The organism is Winogradskyella vidalii (assembly GCF_013403955.1).
GTDB lineage: Bacteria > Bacteroidota > Bacteroidia > Flavobacteriales > Flavobacteriaceae > Winogradskyella > Winogradskyella vidalii.
Window position 1 is genome coordinate 220428 of record NZ_JABFDG010000003.1, and the last position, 17908, is coordinate 238335.

At 33.6% G+C, this 17908-nt stretch carries 14 protein-coding genes; 6 read left to right on the plus strand and 8 right to left on the minus strand.

Annotated elements, in window-relative coordinates; all coding sequences use genetic code 11:
- Positions 1 to 280: 280 nt before the first annotated feature.
- The 3 genes from HM982_RS18650 to HM982_RS09810 are packed head-to-tail and all read left to right on the plus strand — an operon-like array spanning position 281 to position 4531.
- Positions 281 to 1576, plus strand: a complete 1296-nt coding sequence (locus HM982_RS18650) for a carboxypeptidase-like regulatory domain-containing protein (protein WP_317167424.1) — start codon at positions 281 to 283, stop codon at positions 1574 to 1576.
- Positions 1577 to 1585: 9 nt separating this feature from the next.
- A complete protein-coding gene (locus HM982_RS18655) occupies positions 1586 to 2866 on the plus strand; it encodes a TonB-dependent receptor domain-containing protein (protein WP_317167425.1) in 1281 nt (426 codons plus the stop codon).
- A 12-nt stretch (positions 2867 to 2878) separates the two neighbouring features.
- Positions 2879 to 4531, plus strand: a complete 1653-nt coding sequence (locus HM982_RS09810) for a choice-of-anchor J domain-containing protein (protein WP_179352984.1) — start codon at positions 2879 to 2881, stop codon at positions 4529 to 4531.
- An 87-nt stretch (positions 4532 to 4618) separates the two neighbouring features.
- Here HM982_RS09810 and gldD read toward each other — a convergent pair whose 3' ends face one another.
- The 4 genes from gldD to mutY all read right to left on the minus strand — a co-directional run bounded on the left by gldD (position 4619) and on the right by mutY (position 8190).
- Positions 4619 to 5188: a gliding motility lipoprotein GldD gene (gene gldD, locus HM982_RS09815; protein WP_179352985.1), complete on the minus strand. Its 570-nt coding sequence runs from the start codon at positions 5186 to 5188 to the stop codon at positions 4619 to 4621.
- Between the two features lie 90 nt (positions 5189 to 5278).
- Positions 5279 to 6592, minus strand: a complete 1314-nt coding sequence (locus tag HM982_RS09820) for a gliding motility-associated protein GldE (protein ID WP_179352986.1) — start codon at positions 6590 to 6592, stop codon at positions 5279 to 5281.
- A 20-nt stretch (positions 6593 to 6612) separates the two neighbouring features.
- Complete coding sequence (locus HM982_RS09825) at positions 6613 to 7050, minus strand: single-stranded DNA-binding protein (protein WP_179352987.1); 438 nt, start codon at positions 7048 to 7050, stop codon at positions 6613 to 6615.
- 96 nt (positions 7051 to 7146) lie between these two features.
- The gene (gene mutY / locus HM982_RS09830; protein ID WP_179352988.1) at positions 7147 to 8190 is read right to left on the minus strand and encodes an A/G-specific adenine glycosylase; all 1044 of its coding nucleotides are present in this window, start codon (positions 8188 to 8190) and stop codon (positions 7147 to 7149) included.
- Positions 8191 to 8325: 135 nt separating this feature from the next.
- On the opposite strand from mutY, the gene HM982_RS09835 reads away from it, so the two are divergent.
- Positions 8326 to 8616 (plus strand): HU family DNA-binding protein, encoded by a 291-nt coding sequence (locus tag HM982_RS09835; RefSeq protein WP_110474016.1) that lies wholly within the window; start codon positions 8326 to 8328, stop codon positions 8614 to 8616.
- A gap of 651 nt (positions 8617 to 9267) precedes the next feature.
- On the plus strand, positions 9268 to 10809 hold the full coding sequence (locus tag HM982_RS09840) for an Rne/Rng family ribonuclease (protein WP_179352989.1): 1542 nt from the start codon (positions 9268 to 9270) through the stop codon (positions 10807 to 10809).
- Positions 10810 to 10952: 143 nt separating this feature from the next.
- Here HM982_RS09840 and HM982_RS09845 read toward each other — a convergent pair whose 3' ends face one another.
- The 4 genes from HM982_RS09845 to HM982_RS09860 form a co-directional block, all read right to left on the minus strand.
- Complete coding sequence (locus tag HM982_RS09845; protein ID WP_179353116.1) at positions 10953 to 11648, minus strand: zinc metallopeptidase; 696 nt, start codon at positions 11646 to 11648, stop codon at positions 10953 to 10955.
- Between the two features lie 112 nt (positions 11649 to 11760).
- On the minus strand, positions 11761 to 12861 hold the full coding sequence (gene ald / locus HM982_RS09850; protein WP_179352990.1) for an alanine dehydrogenase: 1101 nt from the start codon (positions 12859 to 12861) through the stop codon (positions 11761 to 11763).
- Positions 12862 to 13083: 222 nt separating this feature from the next.
- Positions 13084 to 13518 (minus strand): ubiquitin family protein, encoded by a 435-nt coding sequence (locus HM982_RS09855; RefSeq protein WP_179352991.1) that lies wholly within the window; start codon positions 13516 to 13518, stop codon positions 13084 to 13086.
- A gap of 134 nt (positions 13519 to 13652) precedes the next feature.
- A complete protein-coding gene (locus HM982_RS09860; RefSeq protein ID WP_179352992.1) occupies positions 13653 to 16694 on the minus strand; it encodes a leucine--tRNA ligase in 3042 nt (1013 codons plus the stop codon).
- Between the two features lie 332 nt (positions 16695 to 17026).
- Here HM982_RS09860 and HM982_RS09865 point away from each other — a divergent pair, with 332 nt between their 5' ends.
- Positions 17027 to 17905 carry a cell division protein FtsX gene (locus HM982_RS09865; RefSeq protein WP_179352993.1) on the plus strand — a complete coding sequence of 293 codons (879 nt, stop codon included), beginning with the start codon at positions 17027 to 17029 and terminating at the stop codon, positions 17903 to 17905.
- Positions 17906 to 17908 lie beyond the last annotated feature (3 nt).

The window sequence follows — 17908 nt, forward strand, 5'->3', positions numbered from 1 at the left end:
AACTAGCCTAGCGGTTAAGTTTTAAATAGCTAGTCTTCAGGGGCGATTTGATTTAGAGTGGATAATTGGTATCTTTTTAAGATAATTATTGCGGTTTTATTAGTTTGTGTTAAAATGTTGTTAACAAAACAACTAGGCTTTGTGCTTAGGTCACTATTGGCGTAGGGTGCTATATTTTTCAAAATGTTATTTAATTGTTAATATTAAATTAATGTTAAAAGTGTTGTATTGTTTAGTTTTACATTGATTAATAAAAAAAACTAATTAACTTAAATTTTATATGAAAAAATTTAATCTTTTTTTATGTATAGTTGTTTTAACAAGTGTAACAACTTTTGCATATGCCCAGAGTACTATCAAGGGTATTATAATTGATAGTGACATGAACTCACCGCTTCCTGGTGCTAATGTTTTGGTAAAAGGAACGACAAATGGAGCTACCACAAATTTTGATGGTGAATTTAGTCTAAAAGCTAAAACCAATTCTGGAGAGGTAGTGGTTTCCTATGTAGGTTACGTTAGTCAAACCATTGCTTTTAATGGTAATACTAATTTAGGAACGATTACTTTAATACCAAGTGACGTAGGCTTACAAGAAGTTCAAGTTTTTGCTTCTATTGCCGTAGACAGAAAAACACCTGTAGCTGTTTCTACGGTTAGAGCTGCTGATATTGATTTAAAATTAGGAACTCAAGAATTTCCTGAAATTTTAAAATCCACACCTGGCGTATATGCTACGAAATCTGGTGGTGGTTTCGGTGATGGTCGAATTAACCTTAGAGGGTTTCAGTCAGAAAACGTTGCTGTTATGATTAATGGTGTGCCTGTTAACGATATGGAAAACGGAAGGGTGTATTGGAGCAACTGGGCAGGTCTTTCGGATGTAACAAGCTCAATGCAAGTGCAACGAGGTTTAGGGGCTTCTAGAGTCGCTGTGCCATCTATTGGTGGAACAATTAATATTTTATCTAAAACCACTGATGTTGAAGAAGGCGGAAAAGTGTCTACGTCGTTAGGTAATGATGGCTATACAAAATTCAGTGCGACTTATTCTACAGGTCTTATGGATAATGGTCTTGCGGTAACAGTATCGGCATCTAAAACAGATGGTGATGGTTATGTAGATGGTACAGAGTTTAATGCCGTGGCTTATTTTCTCAATGTTTCAAAAGAGCTTGGTAATAATCACAAATTATCATTAACAGCTTTTGGAGCGCAACAATTTCATGGACAAAGACAAAACTCGCAATTAATAGAGACGTATAGAAACAGTGATAGTGGTATTAAATACAACTCAGATTGGGGTTATAAAAATGGTCAGGTTACGTATGCAGAAGATAATTTTTATCACAAACCACAAATATCATTAAATCACTATTGGGATATAAGTGACAATATGGAGTTGTCAACTGCTGTTTATGCTGGTTTTGGTACTGGAGGTGGTGGAGGAACCGCTGGTGTTAATAAATTTGGCATCGGAACTAATGGCATGAGTGACTATAGAATTGGAACCTATGGACCAATTGATTTTGATAAAATTGTAGATGAAAACGTTGCTAATGGTGCTAATGGTTAAGAGACCATATTGAGAGCTTCCAATAACAACCACAATTGGTATGGTATTTTATCTTCGTTAACTATAGATTTATCTGATGATTTAGTATTATTAACGGGTATAGATTTAAGAGACTATAAAGGAATTCATTATAACGAAGTAAAAGATTTACTTGGAGGTCAATATTATGCAGATGATGGTAATGTAAATGATCCTGATGCATTAGCTAAAGTAGGCGATAAATACAGTTATTATAATGATGGCCTTGTAGGTTGGGCAGGTCTTTTTGGTCAATTAGAATATTCAAAAGATAAAACATCAGCATTCTTATCACTTGCTGGTTCTAACACCTCTTATAAACGTGTCGATTATTTTACCTATTTAGATAGCGACCCATTACAAGAGTCTGACCGATATAACTTTTTAGGCTATAGTGTTAAAGGTGGTGCAAACTATAATCTTGATGAAAATCATAATGTGTTTGCTAACGTTGGGTATTTTGAAAAAGCACCTGGTTTTGATGCTGTATTCCCTAACTTTAATAATCACGATACTAATGAAGATGCAGAAAACCAGAAAATATTAAGTTTTGAACTTGGTTATGGTTTTAGAAGTGAAAAATTAACAGCTAACGTTAACTTATATAGAACAACTTGGAGAGATAGAACAGAATCAATTGGTTTTCAACAACCAGATGATACCAGAGCATATGCCAATGTATTAGGTGTTAATGCACTTCACCAAGGTATTGAACTCGACTTTATATACAGAGCTTCAGATAAATTTACACTAACAGGCATGGCATCTTTAGGAGATTGGAGATGGGAAAACAATGTAACTGATGTAGATATTATTAATGAAGATCAAGAAGTAGTGAGAACCGTAGATCTTTATATCGAGGATTTACACGTAGGTGATGCTGCACAAACGACTTTAGCTTTAGGGACAACTTATAAATTAACAGATAAAACAAGACTTAGTGTAGATTATAATTATTTTGATAATTTATATGCTGATTTTGACCCAAGTAATAGAGGTGATGAAGACGCTCCAGATGCATGGAAAGCCCCAGCTTACGGTACTTTTGATGCAGTTATAAGTCATGGTTTTAAATTTGGTCCATTCGATGCTACTTTAATCGCGAGATTAAATAATGTTTTTGATGTGACTTATATCGCTGATGCTTTTGATGGTTCTGCTGTTGGAGAACCTGGTGATGCAGGATATATTCCACCATCTACCTATAAAACATCTAAAGTTTACTATGGTTTTGGAAGAACGTTTAGTCTTGGAGCAAAACTTAATTTTTAATAAAATTGAAATATGAAAAAAATAATTTTTTTACTTGCAATAGTAGGTATGGCCTTTATAGGTTGTGATCCACTAGAAGATATTAATAATGAAATTGATGCGCTAGAAAACCCTGTGGTTGGTGTAGAAGAATACACTTTAACCGATGAGGATTACGAAACTTTAGAATTAGAATACGGTAATTTTAACTCTGAAGAAGAAGCAAAAGAAATGTTGCCAGATTTTATTGCAGATATGTTTCCTAATTGGGGTAACGGGTCTTCTGTTACAGTAAATTATAACTTATACATTGGAGATGCTGAAGGCGTAAGTGATTACACCTCTGCAAGTACTTATGAGTTATCTACTGCTAATTACGCTTCTACAGGTAGTGATGTTAATGGTTTTTACCCAGATATAATGGCAACTGATGAAATCCCTACGTTTTTAGAAGAGGAATTTACCGAGCCTGAAGAAGGACAACTGGTTTTAGTAACTTATAATCATTATACAGAAGTGCCAGTTGTTGGAATTTCTGAAATAGAAACTTTTGGTTTTAATGGTTCACTAGATGGTTTTGAAAGCATTAATGTTACAGGTGATGGCCAAGTATGGGAAGCAGGTGCTTATGGTGGTGCAGAATATGCTATTATGAGCGGTTATGACGATGTGTCTTTTGATAATGAAGATTGGTTAATTTCTCCAGAAATTGATTTAGAAGATGAAAGCAGCGTAAGCCTGCAAATTAATCAAGCGATAAACTATGCTGATGATGTGTCGTTATTAAGTGTGCTTATATCTTCAGATTATAGTTCAGGAGATGATGTTACAGAGGCTACTTGGGAAATTGTAGATTTTGAACTTATTCCTTCAGGCGATAGTTGGGATTTTATTTTATCTGAAGATTATGACTTATCAGATTTTGAAGGTGAAACAGTTCATGTAGCACTAAGATATATTTCTACAGTTGATGACGCTTCAACTTGGGAAGTCGATCAGCTTTTAGTTAAGGCAATTGGTATCGCTGGAGATTATGATGTAAAAGGAGATTATTTTACTTATACTGATGGTTCTTGGGAGGCTGCTGAAGGTGTTTATTATTTAAGCTCAGCAGACTACAACGCTATGGGAGAAAGCTCTAATCAACCAGGACAATATGATAACTTTAGTAGTGCTGTTCCTCCTAGTGGTTATGTTCCTGCACTTTTAAGTATAAAACATCCTTATGCTCAAGAAGAAGATGAACTATTTGTTGTGTATAAATACTATTCTAGTGGAGAAACACAAATTAGAGGAGATTTATATACCTTTACTGATGGGGTGTGGGTTCCTTTTCAAACAACCATTGCTACAACATTACAGTTTGGTTTTGAAGATGGTGTTTGGGTGCCAGATAACACCATTAGATATACATTAACGAATCCGGATTATGAATATATTCATGATGCTTTTGTTAGTGACCCAGAGTATACTAATATCGTTGGTACGCTTTCTGAATATCATAACTATGATTACAACTGGACGTCAGGACAAGTAACTACAACTTTATTGTTTTTCTTAGATTATTTAGACCCTAATGCTGAAGAAGGACAGAAATATGCAATTACATATGTAATGTATGATTATGGAAGTAATGAATTAACTGAAACCTTTATCAAAGAAGGTGGCGAATGGATTGTAGATTAAGCAATCGATTAGTTTAATAAAAAAAATGCCTATCAGAAATGATAGGCATTTTTTATATGATTTTAAGTTTTAAAAACAGTTCTTATTTTACTCTTTCCACCGTACACTCTCCATAATACGCTTAATATCTTTCTTCAAATATTCTGAAGCCGGATAAATAGAATCATAATTAGGTTTAGCATAGAAATATAGTGAACCACTCAAAAAGTGATTAATGCTATCGGTAACATAAAATTGTGATTGTGATGCCGCATCGCCTCCAATTTCATAGAGCATGCCGTAAACTCTGTTTTCAGCGTTTAAAAATTCACCTTGTGAGATTTCAGCAGCCTTAAGCGTATGCTTTTGAGTTAGGTTTTGTGTGTCTCTCAATAGGCTATCTAAATTCCCATTTTTAACTTCTTTATAAGTCAAATAAATAGTGGCTTTTAAAGCAGGATATTTAACATCTACACCATTAGTGTTTGCTGAAGATTTTACGCTTGTTATTGGCGCTGCTAATTTATTTTTATCAAAAGAAAACGGTAAAGGAATCTCCGCTTTTTCGTAATCAGCTTTAGGGTATTCTAATCTTAAATAGCCTTTAGGTTTTGGTAGTGGGTCATCACCACAACTTAACATCAATAGGCTTAAAATGGGTAAAACAATTCGTTTCATACTTTTTTCAAGGAGTGTGGGAATCTTTTTAATTATTAGATTTCTATCTGTTTTACAATAAACAATCGCTTATAATAATACAGAAAGGGTTTACAAATCTAATAAAGTTAATTTAATTTGTTTAATACGTTTGCGCTCTAAAGCTTCTACAGTAAAAACGTATTTTTCATAATTTATTTTACTTCCTATTTTTGGAAATCCACCAGAAATCTCTAAAACAAAGCCTGCAAGTGTTTCGGCTTCACCTTTTTTCGCTTCAAAAAGTTCAATATCGTCTTCAATACCGACTATTTTATAGACATCTTTAAGCGGCGTTTTACCTTCAAAACTATAGTTGTAATCATCTAATTTGGTAAAAACCAAATCATCATCGTCATACTCATCACTTATATCACCTACAATTTCTTCAATAATATCTTCAAGTGAAACGAGTCCAGAGGTACCACCATATTCATCAACAACAACAGCTAGATGTACTTTTTTAGTCTGGAATTCTAACATTAAATCATCTAACTTTTTGTTTTCTGGCACAAAGAAAGGCTGACGTAAAATGCTAGTCCAATCAAACGTTTTCTTATTGAGATGCGGTAATAAATCTTTTACATAAAGCACGCCTTTTATAGTGTCAATGCTTTCTTCGTAAACAGGAATACGGGAGTAGCCATTCTCAATAATTTCTTTAATAATAGTTTCGTAGGGAGTATTTACACTTAGAGCAAACAAGTCCATACGTGGTCGCATTACTTGCTTGGTGTCTGTGTTTCCAAAAGAAACGATACCTTTTAGTAGTTTTTGTTCTTCTTGTGTGGTGTCTTCATCATTAGTAAGCTCTAGGGCTTGTGATAATTGATTAACACTTAAATTAGAACGCTGTTTTCCGAATTTATTATGAATTTGAATGGTTACAAAGCGCATCGGTAAACTTAATGGCGAAAAGATAACGTCTAAAACGCGTAAAGGTCTTGCCATAAACGAAGAAAATTCAACACTATTTCTACTGGCATAAATTTTAGGAATGATTTCTCCAAATAGCAAGATTAAAAAGGTTGCCGAAATAACTTCAAGCAAAAAACGTAAGAGGGTATTATTAATCGTACTGAAAAGTGTTTCTCCTATATAGGCAAATAACAAAACAATGGCGATATTAATAAAATTATTAGCAACTAATATGGTGGCTAATAATTTTTTTGGTCGCTCTAAAAGTGAGGCAATGATTTCCATTGCAGGTGTTTTGTTTTCTAGGCCTTTATCTAAGTCTGATTTAGTTAAAGAAAATAAAGCGACTTCAGCTCCGGAAATTAGTGCAGAGGACATTAATAATATAATAAGTATAACGATACTCGTTACAAATGGTGTATTAATTATTAATAAATGTAAAATTAAAACCGTGGGTTCAGGATCCAAGTTAAGATAATATTTTAGGGTTAAAATGGTAAATCATCATCGCTTTCCGGTGTTGCTTTGGGAGCCGTAGACGGTTGCGTTTTTGGAATAGCATTAGAAGGGGTTGATTGTTGTTGCTCACTTTTGGGGGTTAAAAAAGTGAACTCATCACATTGTATTTCTGTAGAATAGCGTTCCATGCCTTTGTCATCGGTCCATTTTCGGGTTTTTATACGCCCTTCTATATAAACTTTATCGCCTTTAGATAAGTATTTTTCACAAATTTCAGCCGCTTTGTTACGGACTACAATATTATGCCATTCGGTATTGGTAATACGTTCATTAGTTTGTTTGCTAGTGTAAGTCTCACTAGTAGCTATAGGAAAACGCCCAACACAGTTTTTATCATCAAAATAATGCATTTTCACTTCATCTCCTAAATTTCCAATTAACATTACTTTATTCAGTGTTCCAGCCATAATAATCTCGTTTTAAGTTGCAAAGTTACAGTTTTTGATAGCACTACTTTAAAAGTAATAAAAAAATGTGATTTTTTTAAGGTTCTAAATCATATATCAATTAAAGTTGAAGGCTTCAATAAAATCACTTATAAGTACAGGGGCTGGATATGTTGCTAAGGAATCAACCGTAATAGCATCTTTAGGAAGCTGCTCTACTTCAACAATCCAAAACTTTGTATAAAGGTGTTGATGCGAAAGTTTGTGTACAATGGGCTTGTCATTATATAGAGCATAATCAAAAGGCATTGTCTTTAAGAATGAGCCGTCTAAATTTAAAAGGTGAAATTCATCAGCGTTTAGGTTCTTTTTAGATTCAATTAAGGGGAACTGATAGAGGTTTTGCCATATTCCTTTATTCGTGCGCTTTTCAAACACTATTTTGTTGTGAGCGTCAATACAGACTAAGAAGTTGAAATACTTTGTAGTGACTTTGGTTTTCTTTAATTTAAGGGGCAGCGTGGCTACTTTATTTTTCTGAAGTGCAACACAGCTTTCTTTTAAAGGACACACTTCGCAATCAGGATTTTTTGGTTTGCATTGTAGCGCACCAAACTCCATAATAGCTTGATTATAGGTTGCAGGCTGTTCTTTATCTATTAAAGACGACGCTAATGTTTTAAATTCTTTGATTCCTTTTGTTGAGTTGATGGCGGTTTCAATACCGAAATAGCGCGATAAAACTCTATAAACATTACCGTCAACTACAGCAGCAACTTCGTTAAAGGCAATGGAAGCAATCGCACTGGCCGTATAATCGCCCACACCTTTTAATTTTAAGAGGTCTTTATAGTTATCTGGAAAATGTCCCTTAAGTTCGGTGGTTATGTGTTTTGCTGTCGTATGAAGATTTCTAGCTCTAGAATAATATCCTAAACCTTGCCACAATTTTAAAACTGAAGTTTCAGAAGCGCTAGCAAGATCAAAAACGGTAGGGTAATTGGCAACAAATTCTTCATAATATGGTAAACCTTGCTTAACTTGAGTTTGTTGTAAAATAATTTCTGAAAGCCAAATATGATAAGGGTTGCATGTTTCTCGCCAAGGTAATTCCCTCTTATTATTTGAATACCAGTTGATTAGTTTGTCTTTGAATTCCATGGGGCTTTTATATTGAAAAGCAAAATTAAATGTTTATTGTGTTAAATTTTAATTAATTACGTTTGAACTATTGAAATTAAATTACCTATATTTGCAATCCCTTAGAATTTATAGTAACCCTAAAACTAATAACAAATGACAAAAGCTGATTTGGTAGCAAAAATATCTGATAAGTTAGGTATTGAAAAAGGTGATGTTCAAGCAACAGTAGAAACCTTTATGGAAGAAGTAAAAACATCTTTAGAAAGCGGAGATAACGTGTATTTAAGAGGTTTTGGAAGTTTCATCATTAAAACAAGAGCTGAAAAAACAGGTCGTAATATTTCAAAAAATACTACAATAAAAATTCCTGCACACAACATACCAGCATTTAAACCTGCTAAAGTATTTTTAGAAGGTGTAAAGACTAATGTTGAGGTTAACTAAGAAAGCATTTAAACAAAATATTAATTAAAAAGAATTATTTATTATGCCAAGTGGTAAAAAAAGAAAAAGACACAAGGTAGCGACGCACAAGCGTAAAAAACGTAGACGCGCTAATCGTCATAAAAAGAAATAAATTGTTAAAAGTAGTTTTATAGCTACTTTTTTCAGTTTGGACTCTTATTGAATTTTTGTTTTTACGGAATCTCGATAACTATCGGGATAAAAACTTAAAGATTGTTAAGCTTAAAACGCTTTTCTAAAACCTAGTTTCTAGGTTAAAGGATTGATAATTAACTGTGAGGTTGAATGTTTTACCGTGAAATCAAAAAAAGTAAATTAGAGTTTATTAACGAAACGTTCTTTGATATAAAATTTAGTCAGTATTTAATAGAGTACTGTTAAATTTGCTGGATTCCCGAAAATATTCGGGACCTGTGTCAAATAATTGAATTGATTTGAGCTTTTTTATATCTAGCGAAAAATAGAAATTTTTAGTCTTTTTGTAATCTTTTTTAGTTGCTTTTAGCCGCTGAGAAGTTGAGGATTTTAAGTTTAGAAATAGCTGTTTTTTTAAAGATTAAAAAAGTTTAAATGAGTTCATTAAGTAAACATCCATCTAACTCAATGAAGAGCTAGATTTAAATTAACATTATGAACAAGGAATTAATCGTAAGATCGAGTTCAGATATTGTTGATTTTGCCTTATTAAAAGATGGAAAACTTATTGAATTACACAAAGACGAAGAGGATAACAACTTTGCTGTAGGTGATATTTTTATTGCCAAAATACGAAAAGTTATGCCTGGTTTAAATGCCGCGTTTGTTAACGTAGGCTATGAGAAAGATGGTTTTTTACACTATCATGATCTAGGACCGCAATTGCCTTCGCTTTTAAAATTCATTAAACGTGTAAGCACAGGAAAATTAAAAGACTATACTCTTAAAAATTTTCCAATGGAAAAGGATTTAGATAAAAATGGTAGCATTGCAAATGCTATTAAATCTAACCAATCCATTTTAGTACAAGTTGTAAAAGAACCAATCTCTACAAAGGGACCACGCATTAGTTCAGAATTGTCTATTGCAGGAAGATACATTGTCTTGGTACCTTTTTCAAATCGCATTTCAATATCACAAAAAATTGACTCGCAAGAAGAAAAAGACCGTTTAAAAAGACTCGTAAAAAGTATCACACCTAAAGGGTTTGGCGTTATAATTCGTACCGTCGCAGAAGGCAAAAAAGTTGCCGAACTCGACTCAGATTTACAAAATTTGCTGGATCGATGGACAGCAATGTGTAAAAAATTGTACAAAGCACATCACCCAACAAAAGTCTTGGGAGAAATGAACAAAGCATCCTCAATTTTAAGGGATATTTTTAATGATTCATTCTCAGGTATTGTTGTAGATGATGAAGAAATGTATGTACAAGTAAAAGATTACGTGCAACAGATTGCACCAAACAAAGAATCTATAGTAAAGTACTACAAAAATGGTGTTCCAATTTTTGAAAAATTTGGCATAGAACGTCAGATTAAAACATCATTTGGTAGAACGGTCTCTATGGCTAAAGGAGCGTACTTGGTAATAGAACATACTGAAGCACTACATGTGGTAGATGTTAACAGTGGTAACCGATCTAATAAAGAAAAAAACCAAGAAGATACAGCTCTAGAAGTCAACATGATCTCAGCTCAAGAAATCGCAAGACAATTACGTTTGCGTGATATGGGTGGCATTATCGTTATCGATTTTATTGATATGGGTAAAGCAGAGAATAGAAAAAAGCTTTATAATTATCTTAGAGATGAGATGAAAGATGATAAAGCAAAGCACAAAATATTACCGCCGAGTAAGTTTGGATTAGTGCAAATAACCAGACAACGCGTTAGGCCAGAACGTAATATTAAAACGAAAGAAGAAAATCCTAATGTATTAGGCGATGAAATCGAAGCACCGATTAAAGTGGTGGAACGAATTAATCAAGACCTACAACGTATTTTCAAAAAAGACTTTAAAAAGGTAACACTTAACACACACCCTTTTATAGCAGCCTTTTTAACCAAAGGGTTTCCATCACCACGTTCAAAGTGGTTTTTTGAACACAAAAAATGGGTAAAAGTTTTACCTAGAGATGCTTACACATATCTTGAATATCATTTTTATGACAAAAATGGTAACAAAATCAATTAATATCTATTAAAAAAAACCTTTCATACCGATAGTTCTCGGGAGAAAGGTTTTTTTGTTTTTAATATTCTCGGTATATATTCAATTCTTCAATAAAAAAAAGCTCTGATTTCTCAGAGCCTTTGTATTGTATTAAACTTTAAGGATTAATCTCTTCCTCCAAACACTTGAAGTGCCCAATATAGAAGTGAAGCTAATGCACCTATAGCAGCAACCAAATAGGTTCTTGCCGCCCATTTAAGTGCATCTTCAGAACCTTTATATTCTTCTGGAGTTACCATGTTTTTATTTTTTAACCATGCTAGGGCTCTATTACTCGCATCGTACTCTACTGGTAAAGTTATAAAACTGAATAAGGTTGCAAAACCCATAAAAACTAAGCCAGCTACAGCCACCCAATAACCTATACCAACACCAGCAGCAGCGCCTAAAATTAAACCGCCAATAACTAACCATTGCGACATACCAGAGGTTACACTTACAATTGGGACTAATGCAGAACGCATACCTAATGCACTATATGCTTGTGCGTGTTGTACAGCATGGCCACACTCGTGTGCAGCAACTGCAGCTGAAGCCGCGTTGCGTTGATTGTAAACAGATTCACTTAAGTTTACGGTTTTATTTTTTGGGTTATAATGATCTGTCAATTGTCCTGGGGTAGAAATCACTTCTACATCATAGATACCATTGTCAGCTAACATCTTTTCTGCAATTTCCCTTCCCGATAATCCATTTCGTAACTGTACTTTAGAATACTTAGCGAACTTGCGTTTAAGCTGGTTACTCACTAACCAACTCACTAAAGCAATAGCACCAATTAGTATATAATATCCTATCATTCCACTCATACTTTGAAAATTTTAATTTTGTAAATTTAACTAATGATAAGCAAAAAATAAGCCAAATTTGAGTTAAGAAATTTTGTCAGTAGATTTAATGACAGTGTATTGTCTACATGGCTTCAATAGACCAGTTGAACGCTTCCGCAATTTCTTCATAAACGATTTTTCCATTAACAACATTAAGCCCTTTAGCTAGAGTAGCATCTGCTTCACAAGCTTTTTTCCAACCTTGGTTTGCTAAACGCAATACATAAGGTAAGGTAACATTGGTTAAGGCTAAGGTTGATGTATAAGGTACAGCACCAGGCATATTTGCCACACAGTAATGAACCACATCATCAATAATAAAAGTTGGGTCTTCATGTGTTGTTGCTTTTGTGGTTTCCATGCAACCACCTTGATCTACGGCAACATCGACTAAAACTGTTCCTGGACGCATGTCTTTAAGCATATCTCTAGTGATTAATCTAGGAGCCACAGCACCTCTTACTAAGACACCACCAATAATTAAATCGTGATCTTTAATGCGTTTTCTAATATTATATTCGCTTGAAAATTCAGTAACCACATGGCTTGGCATGACGTCGTTAACATAACGTAATTGCTTCATGTTTATATCCATAATAGTTACATGCGCACCTAAACCCGCAGCCATTTTTGCCGCTTGAATTCCAACAATACCAGCTCCTAAAACTAAAACACGACCTGGAGGAACACCAGGAACACCACCTAAAAGAACGCCACGTCCTTTAATAGGTTTTTCTAAATATTTTGCACCTTGCTGAATGGCCATTCTTCCGGCAACTTCAGACATAGGTGTTAATAATGGTAATGCACCATCTTTGTCTTCTACTGTTTCGTAAGCAATACAAACCGATTTACTTTTTAGCATCGCTTTGGTTAAGGGCTCACTAGAAGCAAAGTGAAAATAGGTAAATACAACATGGTGTGACTGTATTAACGGGTATTCTTCTGCAATAGGCTCTTTTACCTTTACAATCATTTCACTAGAAGCGTAGACGTCTTCAATAGTATCAAGAATTATTGCACCAGCATTAATATAGTCTAAATCAGAAAAGCCACTGCCAAATCCAGCGTCTTTCTGCACATAAACAGTATGTTTATTTTTGGTTAATTCAAAAATTCCTGCAGGTGTCATACCCACTCTATTTTCGTTGTTTTTTATTTCTTTTGGGACGCCGATGTTCATTTTTTTTTGGTTTTTAAATTAAAAGCTGTTGAAAAGTACTATTAAAAATGAAACCAAACCAAACTTGATTATGAATTTGAAATGATTTTTATGGAATTGATATTTTTGTGTTAATATTTTGAAAACTTACAAAAAGAGTGTTGATTTTCAGTGGAATATGATATTTGATGAATATTTACTGCTATTGCCGATGTATAATACTTTTAAAATCAGTAAAATAAATTACTCTTTACTTGGCGTTTTAGAAACCTCTACAACACGCCCATTTTTAAAAACCAGTGTAAGTTGTACAATTTGATTATTTGATAATTTCAGCTCTCTACCTATGTAATAATTGTAGATATCGGATTCTAGTGAATAGGCATTTTTTGGATAACCTAATTGTTGAATGATTTCTTTTTTTGTATTGCTAAGAAATAGTTCTCTATCAAAAATGTCATCTACCATTTCGTAACGTTTCATTGGATTTTCTTTCCAGCGTTCTTCGTCAAAACGACTCTCAAAAAAATAGTGCAAGGACGTACTAATTACAAATGCTAAAAAGAAAATTAATCCTATTTGATTAATCTGATTATTACGAAAATCAAAAAAATCTTTTAATGCTTTGCGTTTCTTTGGGGATGTAGGTTCTTTTAAAGACGGCTTGTCTAATAACATATAGGTACTTTCAATGTTTAGAGTAATTTAATCATTATATGCTTTAAAAGATATTTTTGATGTAGATTTTAAATAAAATACCCCTTATGATTGTCTTAAATCAAAAGGGGTATAATCTGTATTTGTTTTAAATATTAGCCTACAATATTTACAATTTTACCTGGTACTACAATGACCTTTTTAGGTGTTCTACCGTCTAATTGTGCAATAGTTTTTTCGTGAGCCATAACGGTTTTTTCAATATCGTCTTTACTCATGTCCATTGGTAATTCTAGGGTAAAACGCATTTTTCCGTTAAAAGAAATAGGATATTTTTTACTGCTTTCTACTAAATGACTAGCGTCAAATATTGGGAAATATGCCGTTGATATAGAATCGGCATTACCTAATTGCTCCCATAATTCTTCAGCAATATGTGGTGCATAAGGCGAAATTAAAATTAATAACGGTTCTAAAATATCTTTACTAGTACATTTCTGAGCAGTTAACTCATTTACAGCAATCATAAAAGTAGAGACTGACGTATTAAATGAGAAATTCTCAATGTCTTCTTGGACTTTTTTAATGGTTTTGTGTAGTGTTTTTAAGTTGTCTGCGGTTGGCTGAGCATTATTAACTTTTAAGCCAGTGTCAGCAACATATAACTTCCATAGTTTTTTAAGAAAGTTGTGAACGCCTGTAATTCCAGCGGTATTCCAAGGTTTGTATTGCTCTAAGGGTCCTAAGAACATTTCATACAATCTTAGGCTGTCTGCACCATAGTCTTTACATATGCTATCTGGACTCACGACGTTGTATTTGGATTTAGACATTTTTTCAACGTCTCTTCCTACTTTGTAAACATCGTTATTTCCTTCAATAATATCTCCGTTTTCACTAATAAAAATAGCATCTTTATAATCAGCTCCAAATTCAGGGTCCGTTTTTAATGCTTCAATATCTAATTCATCAGAAGCATTTATATATTGTACTTTCACGTGTAGAGGCTGAATAGCGCAAGTAAGCATAAAAGCTGAATTTTGAAAAATTGAAACATCAAATCCATTTTTTTCTAACCAATCGAAATATAATTTTTTCAAGGTTAAATGTTCCTTTGAATTTAATTTCAATCCGAATTTAGAGTCAATTAAGCCTTTCGGAATAAATACTGAATGAGGAAAACTATTGGTTAATTTAATTAAATCTGCTTGATTGTAATCAATTCCTGAAGAATGCGGTGGGTTTGGCTTTACTCTGTAAACAAAAGCACTAGTCCCCAAAATCATCCCTTGGTTAATCAACTTTTTAAAAGGTTCTTCAACAGTTACAAAACCGCGATCTTTTAATAATTTTACCCAAAACCGCGAGTAGAGGAGGTGACCTGTAGCATGTTCGCTACCACCAATATATAAATCGACATTTTCCCAATACTTAAGCGCATCTTCAGTTGCAAAAGCATTATCTCTATTGATTGTGTCTTCCATATAACGGAAGAAATACCAAGAACTTCCTGCCCAACCTGGCATGGTATTCAATTCTAAAGGATGAATGGTTGTATTGTTTATTTTATCATTAGAAACGACAGTATTAGTTTCTGTGTCCCAAGCCCAAACGTCTGCACGTCCTAGAGGTGGTTCGCCTTCTTCGGTTGGTAAATACTTTTCAACTTCAGGAAGTCTAATAGGTAAATGTGCCGCATCAATCATTTGCGGTTTGTCATTTACATAATATACTGGAAAAGGTTCGCCCCAATACCGTTGACGCGAAAAAACAGCATCACGTAATCGGTAATTGGTTTTTCCTTCTCCTTGTCCTAGTTTTTCTAACTCAAAAATAACACGTTTAGATGCTTTTTTGTAGTTCATACCATCTAGAAAATCGCTATTAGTAATTTTCACATTGTCTTTAGAGGCAAAGGCTTCTTCAGAAATATCGGCATTTTCAAATATATTTGGAATGGCAATATCAAAATATTTTGCAAAATCATAATCACGTTGGTCTCCACAAGGAACGGCCATTACGGCACCTGTTCCATAGCTTGATAAAACGTAATCGCCAATCCATATAGGAATTGGTTCTTTAGAAAACGGATGTTTTGCATAAGCACCTGTAAATACACCTGAAATAGTTTTTACATCGGCCATACGATCGCGTTCGCTTCGTTTAGCTGTTTTTTCAATATATGCTTCAACGGCTTCTTTTTGTTCTGCTGTTGTAATTTTTGATACTAATTCGTGTTCTGGTGCTAAGGTCATAAAAGACACACCAAAAATGGTATCTGGTCTTGTGGTGAAGACATCGATAATATCATCATAACCATTAACATTGAAAGAAACAGACGCTCCAACAGATTTACCAATCCAGTTACGTTGACTTTCTTTTAAAGAATCGGTCCAATCAATAGTATCTAAACCTTGTAGCAAACGTTCGGCATAGGCAGAAATTCGCATACTCCATTGGGTCATTTTTTTACGTACTACCGAATGACCACCACGTTCTGAAACACCATTTACGATTTCATCGTTCGCTAAAACAGTACCTAATGCTGGGCACCAATTTACTTCGGTTTCAGCTAAATAAGTTAATCTATATTTTAAAAGAATGCTTTGTTGTTCTTCTGAGGAATAGTTATTCCATTCTTCAGCAGTAAAAGGATCTATATTTTCATCACAAGCAGAATTTACTTTAGCATTTCCTTCAACTTCAAATTTTGAAATTAAAGTTTTTATGTCTTCAGCTTTATTTGAATCGTAATTGTACCAAGATTCAAACAATTGAATAAAAATCCACTGTGTCCATTTGTAATATTCGGGATTAGAGGTACGCACTTCACGACTCCAATCGAAAGAAAACCCGATTTGATCCAACTGACGACGATAGGTTTTTATATTCGCTTCTGTGGTTACTGCAGGATGCTGACCCGTTTGAATCGCGTACTGTTCTGCAGGTAAACCAAAACTATCGTAACCTTGTGGATGTAATACATTAAAACCTTTATGACGTTTATAACGCGCGTAGATATCACTAGCAATATAACCTAGTGGATGGCCAACATGTAAACCTGCTCCTGAAGGATAAGGGAACATATCTAAAACATAATATTTTGGTTTGTCACTTATATTTGAGGCTTTAAACGTTTGGTTTTTTGCCCAATGGTATTGCCACTTTTCTTCTATGCTGTTAAAATCGTATGTCATTGTCTTGTTTTCCTTGTAATAGTGGCGCAAATTTAAACCTATTACAACAGAATTAAAAACTAAACGTTGTATTGTTTTACGCTATCAAATACTTATAATTACAATGCTAAAGATCTCTATGTCGTTCTGTTTCAAAATAAAATAAAACTTAGCTAAGGCTATGCTTTAATTTTAGGTTGTAACTCTATAATTTGAATCAACAAATTCATGAATCTTCGATTTCTTTTTCGCACAAAGAAAAAATCATCTTTTTCTCTTCTTGCAATTTCAAATATTAAATAGTGTGGAAGCAATTTCTTTATTATTTTTACAACTTAAATCTGCATTTATTTATGGCATCATCTTTTGATAAATATCAAAAACGTAAACTAATATCTTCCTACGTATCTGTAGTAATTAGTATCGCTTTGGTTTTGTTTCTTTTAGGTTGTTTAGGGCTTTTGGTGATTAATTCTAAAAAAGTTGCTGACCACTTTAAAGAGCAGGTGGTGATGACTATTTATTTGAATGATACCGCAAAGGATGTTGAGGTTAATCAACTTAAAAAGAGTTTGGCTATGGCAGATTATACTAAAGATGCGCTTTATGTGTCTAAAGAGGAAGCTGCTGAGTTTATGAAAGCTGAAACAGGTGAAGACTTTATGGATTTTGTAGGGTATAATCCACTTAAGAACTCTATTGATGTCCATTTAAAAGCAGACTTTGTTACTACAGAACAGTTGTCGGAGATTACCGATGGCTTATCTAATAAAGCATTTATAGAAGAGATTAGATATGATAATGATTTGGTAGAATTAATGAACGATAATGTTAAGAAAATCACGTTTTGGGTGCTAATCATTAGCGGATTATTCACTTTAATTGCTGTGTTGTTAATTAACAGTTCTATTCGTTTAGCCGTGTATTCAAAACGATTTATAATTAAGACCATGCAAATGGTTGGAGCCACAAAACGTTTTATACGTCGCCCTTTTGTATGGAAAAGTGTACAGCTTGGTATTATTGGAGCTTTAGTTGCTTTAGCTGGTATGGCTGTAGTGTTGTATTATTTAGACTTAACCTTCCCAGAGTTAGAATTATTAAAGAACACCGTATTAATAGCAGGTTTGTTTATTGGTATTTTTCTTTTAGGTATAGTAATTACTTGGATTAGTACGTTTATTGCGACACAGCGTTTCTTAAATTTAAAGACCGATCAGTTGTATTATTAGTCC

Excerpts from the sequence above, each read along its gene's own strand:
- HM982_RS18650 (WP_317167424.1), top strand. The coding sequence starts at position 281 with ATGAAAAAATTTAATCTTTTTTTATGTATAGTTGTTTTAACAAGTGTA.
- HM982_RS09810 (WP_179352984.1), top strand. The coding sequence starts at position 2,879 with ATGAAAAAAATAATTTTTTTACTTGCAATAGTAGGTATGGCCTTTATA.
- gldD (WP_179352985.1), bottom strand. The coding sequence starts at position 5,188 with ATGAAACGAATTGTTTTACCCATTTTAAGCCTATTGATGTTAAGTTGT.
- HM982_RS09825 (WP_179352987.1), bottom strand. The coding sequence starts at position 7,050 with ATGGCTGGAACACTGAATAAAGTAATGTTAATTGGAAATTTAGGAGAT.
- mutY (WP_179352988.1), bottom strand. The coding sequence starts at position 8,190 with ATGGAATTCAAAGACAAACTAATCAACTGGTATTCAAATAATAAGAGG.
- HM982_RS09835 (WP_110474016.1), top strand. The coding sequence starts at position 8,326 with ATGACAAAAGCTGATTTGGTAGCAAAAATATCTGATAAGTTAGGTATT.
- HM982_RS09840 (WP_179352989.1), top strand. The coding sequence starts at position 9,268 with ATGAACAAGGAATTAATCGTAAGATCGAGTTCAGATATTGTTGATTTT.
- HM982_RS09845 (WP_179353116.1), bottom strand. The coding sequence starts at position 11,648 with ATGATAGGATATTATATACTAATTGGTGCTATTGCTTTAGTGAGTTGG.
- ald (WP_179352990.1), bottom strand. The coding sequence starts at position 12,861 with ATGAACATCGGCGTCCCAAAAGAAATAAAAAACAACGAAAATAGAGTG.
- HM982_RS09855 (WP_179352991.1), bottom strand. The coding sequence starts at position 13,518 with ATGTTATTAGACAAGCCGTCTTTAAAAGAACCTACATCCCCAAAGAAA.
- HM982_RS09860 (WP_179352992.1), bottom strand. The coding sequence starts at position 16,694 with ATGACATACGATTTTAACAGCATAGAAGAAAAGTGGCAATACCATTGG.
- HM982_RS09865 (WP_179352993.1), top strand. The coding sequence starts at position 17,027 with ATGGCATCATCTTTTGATAAATATCAAAAACGTAAACTAATATCTTCC.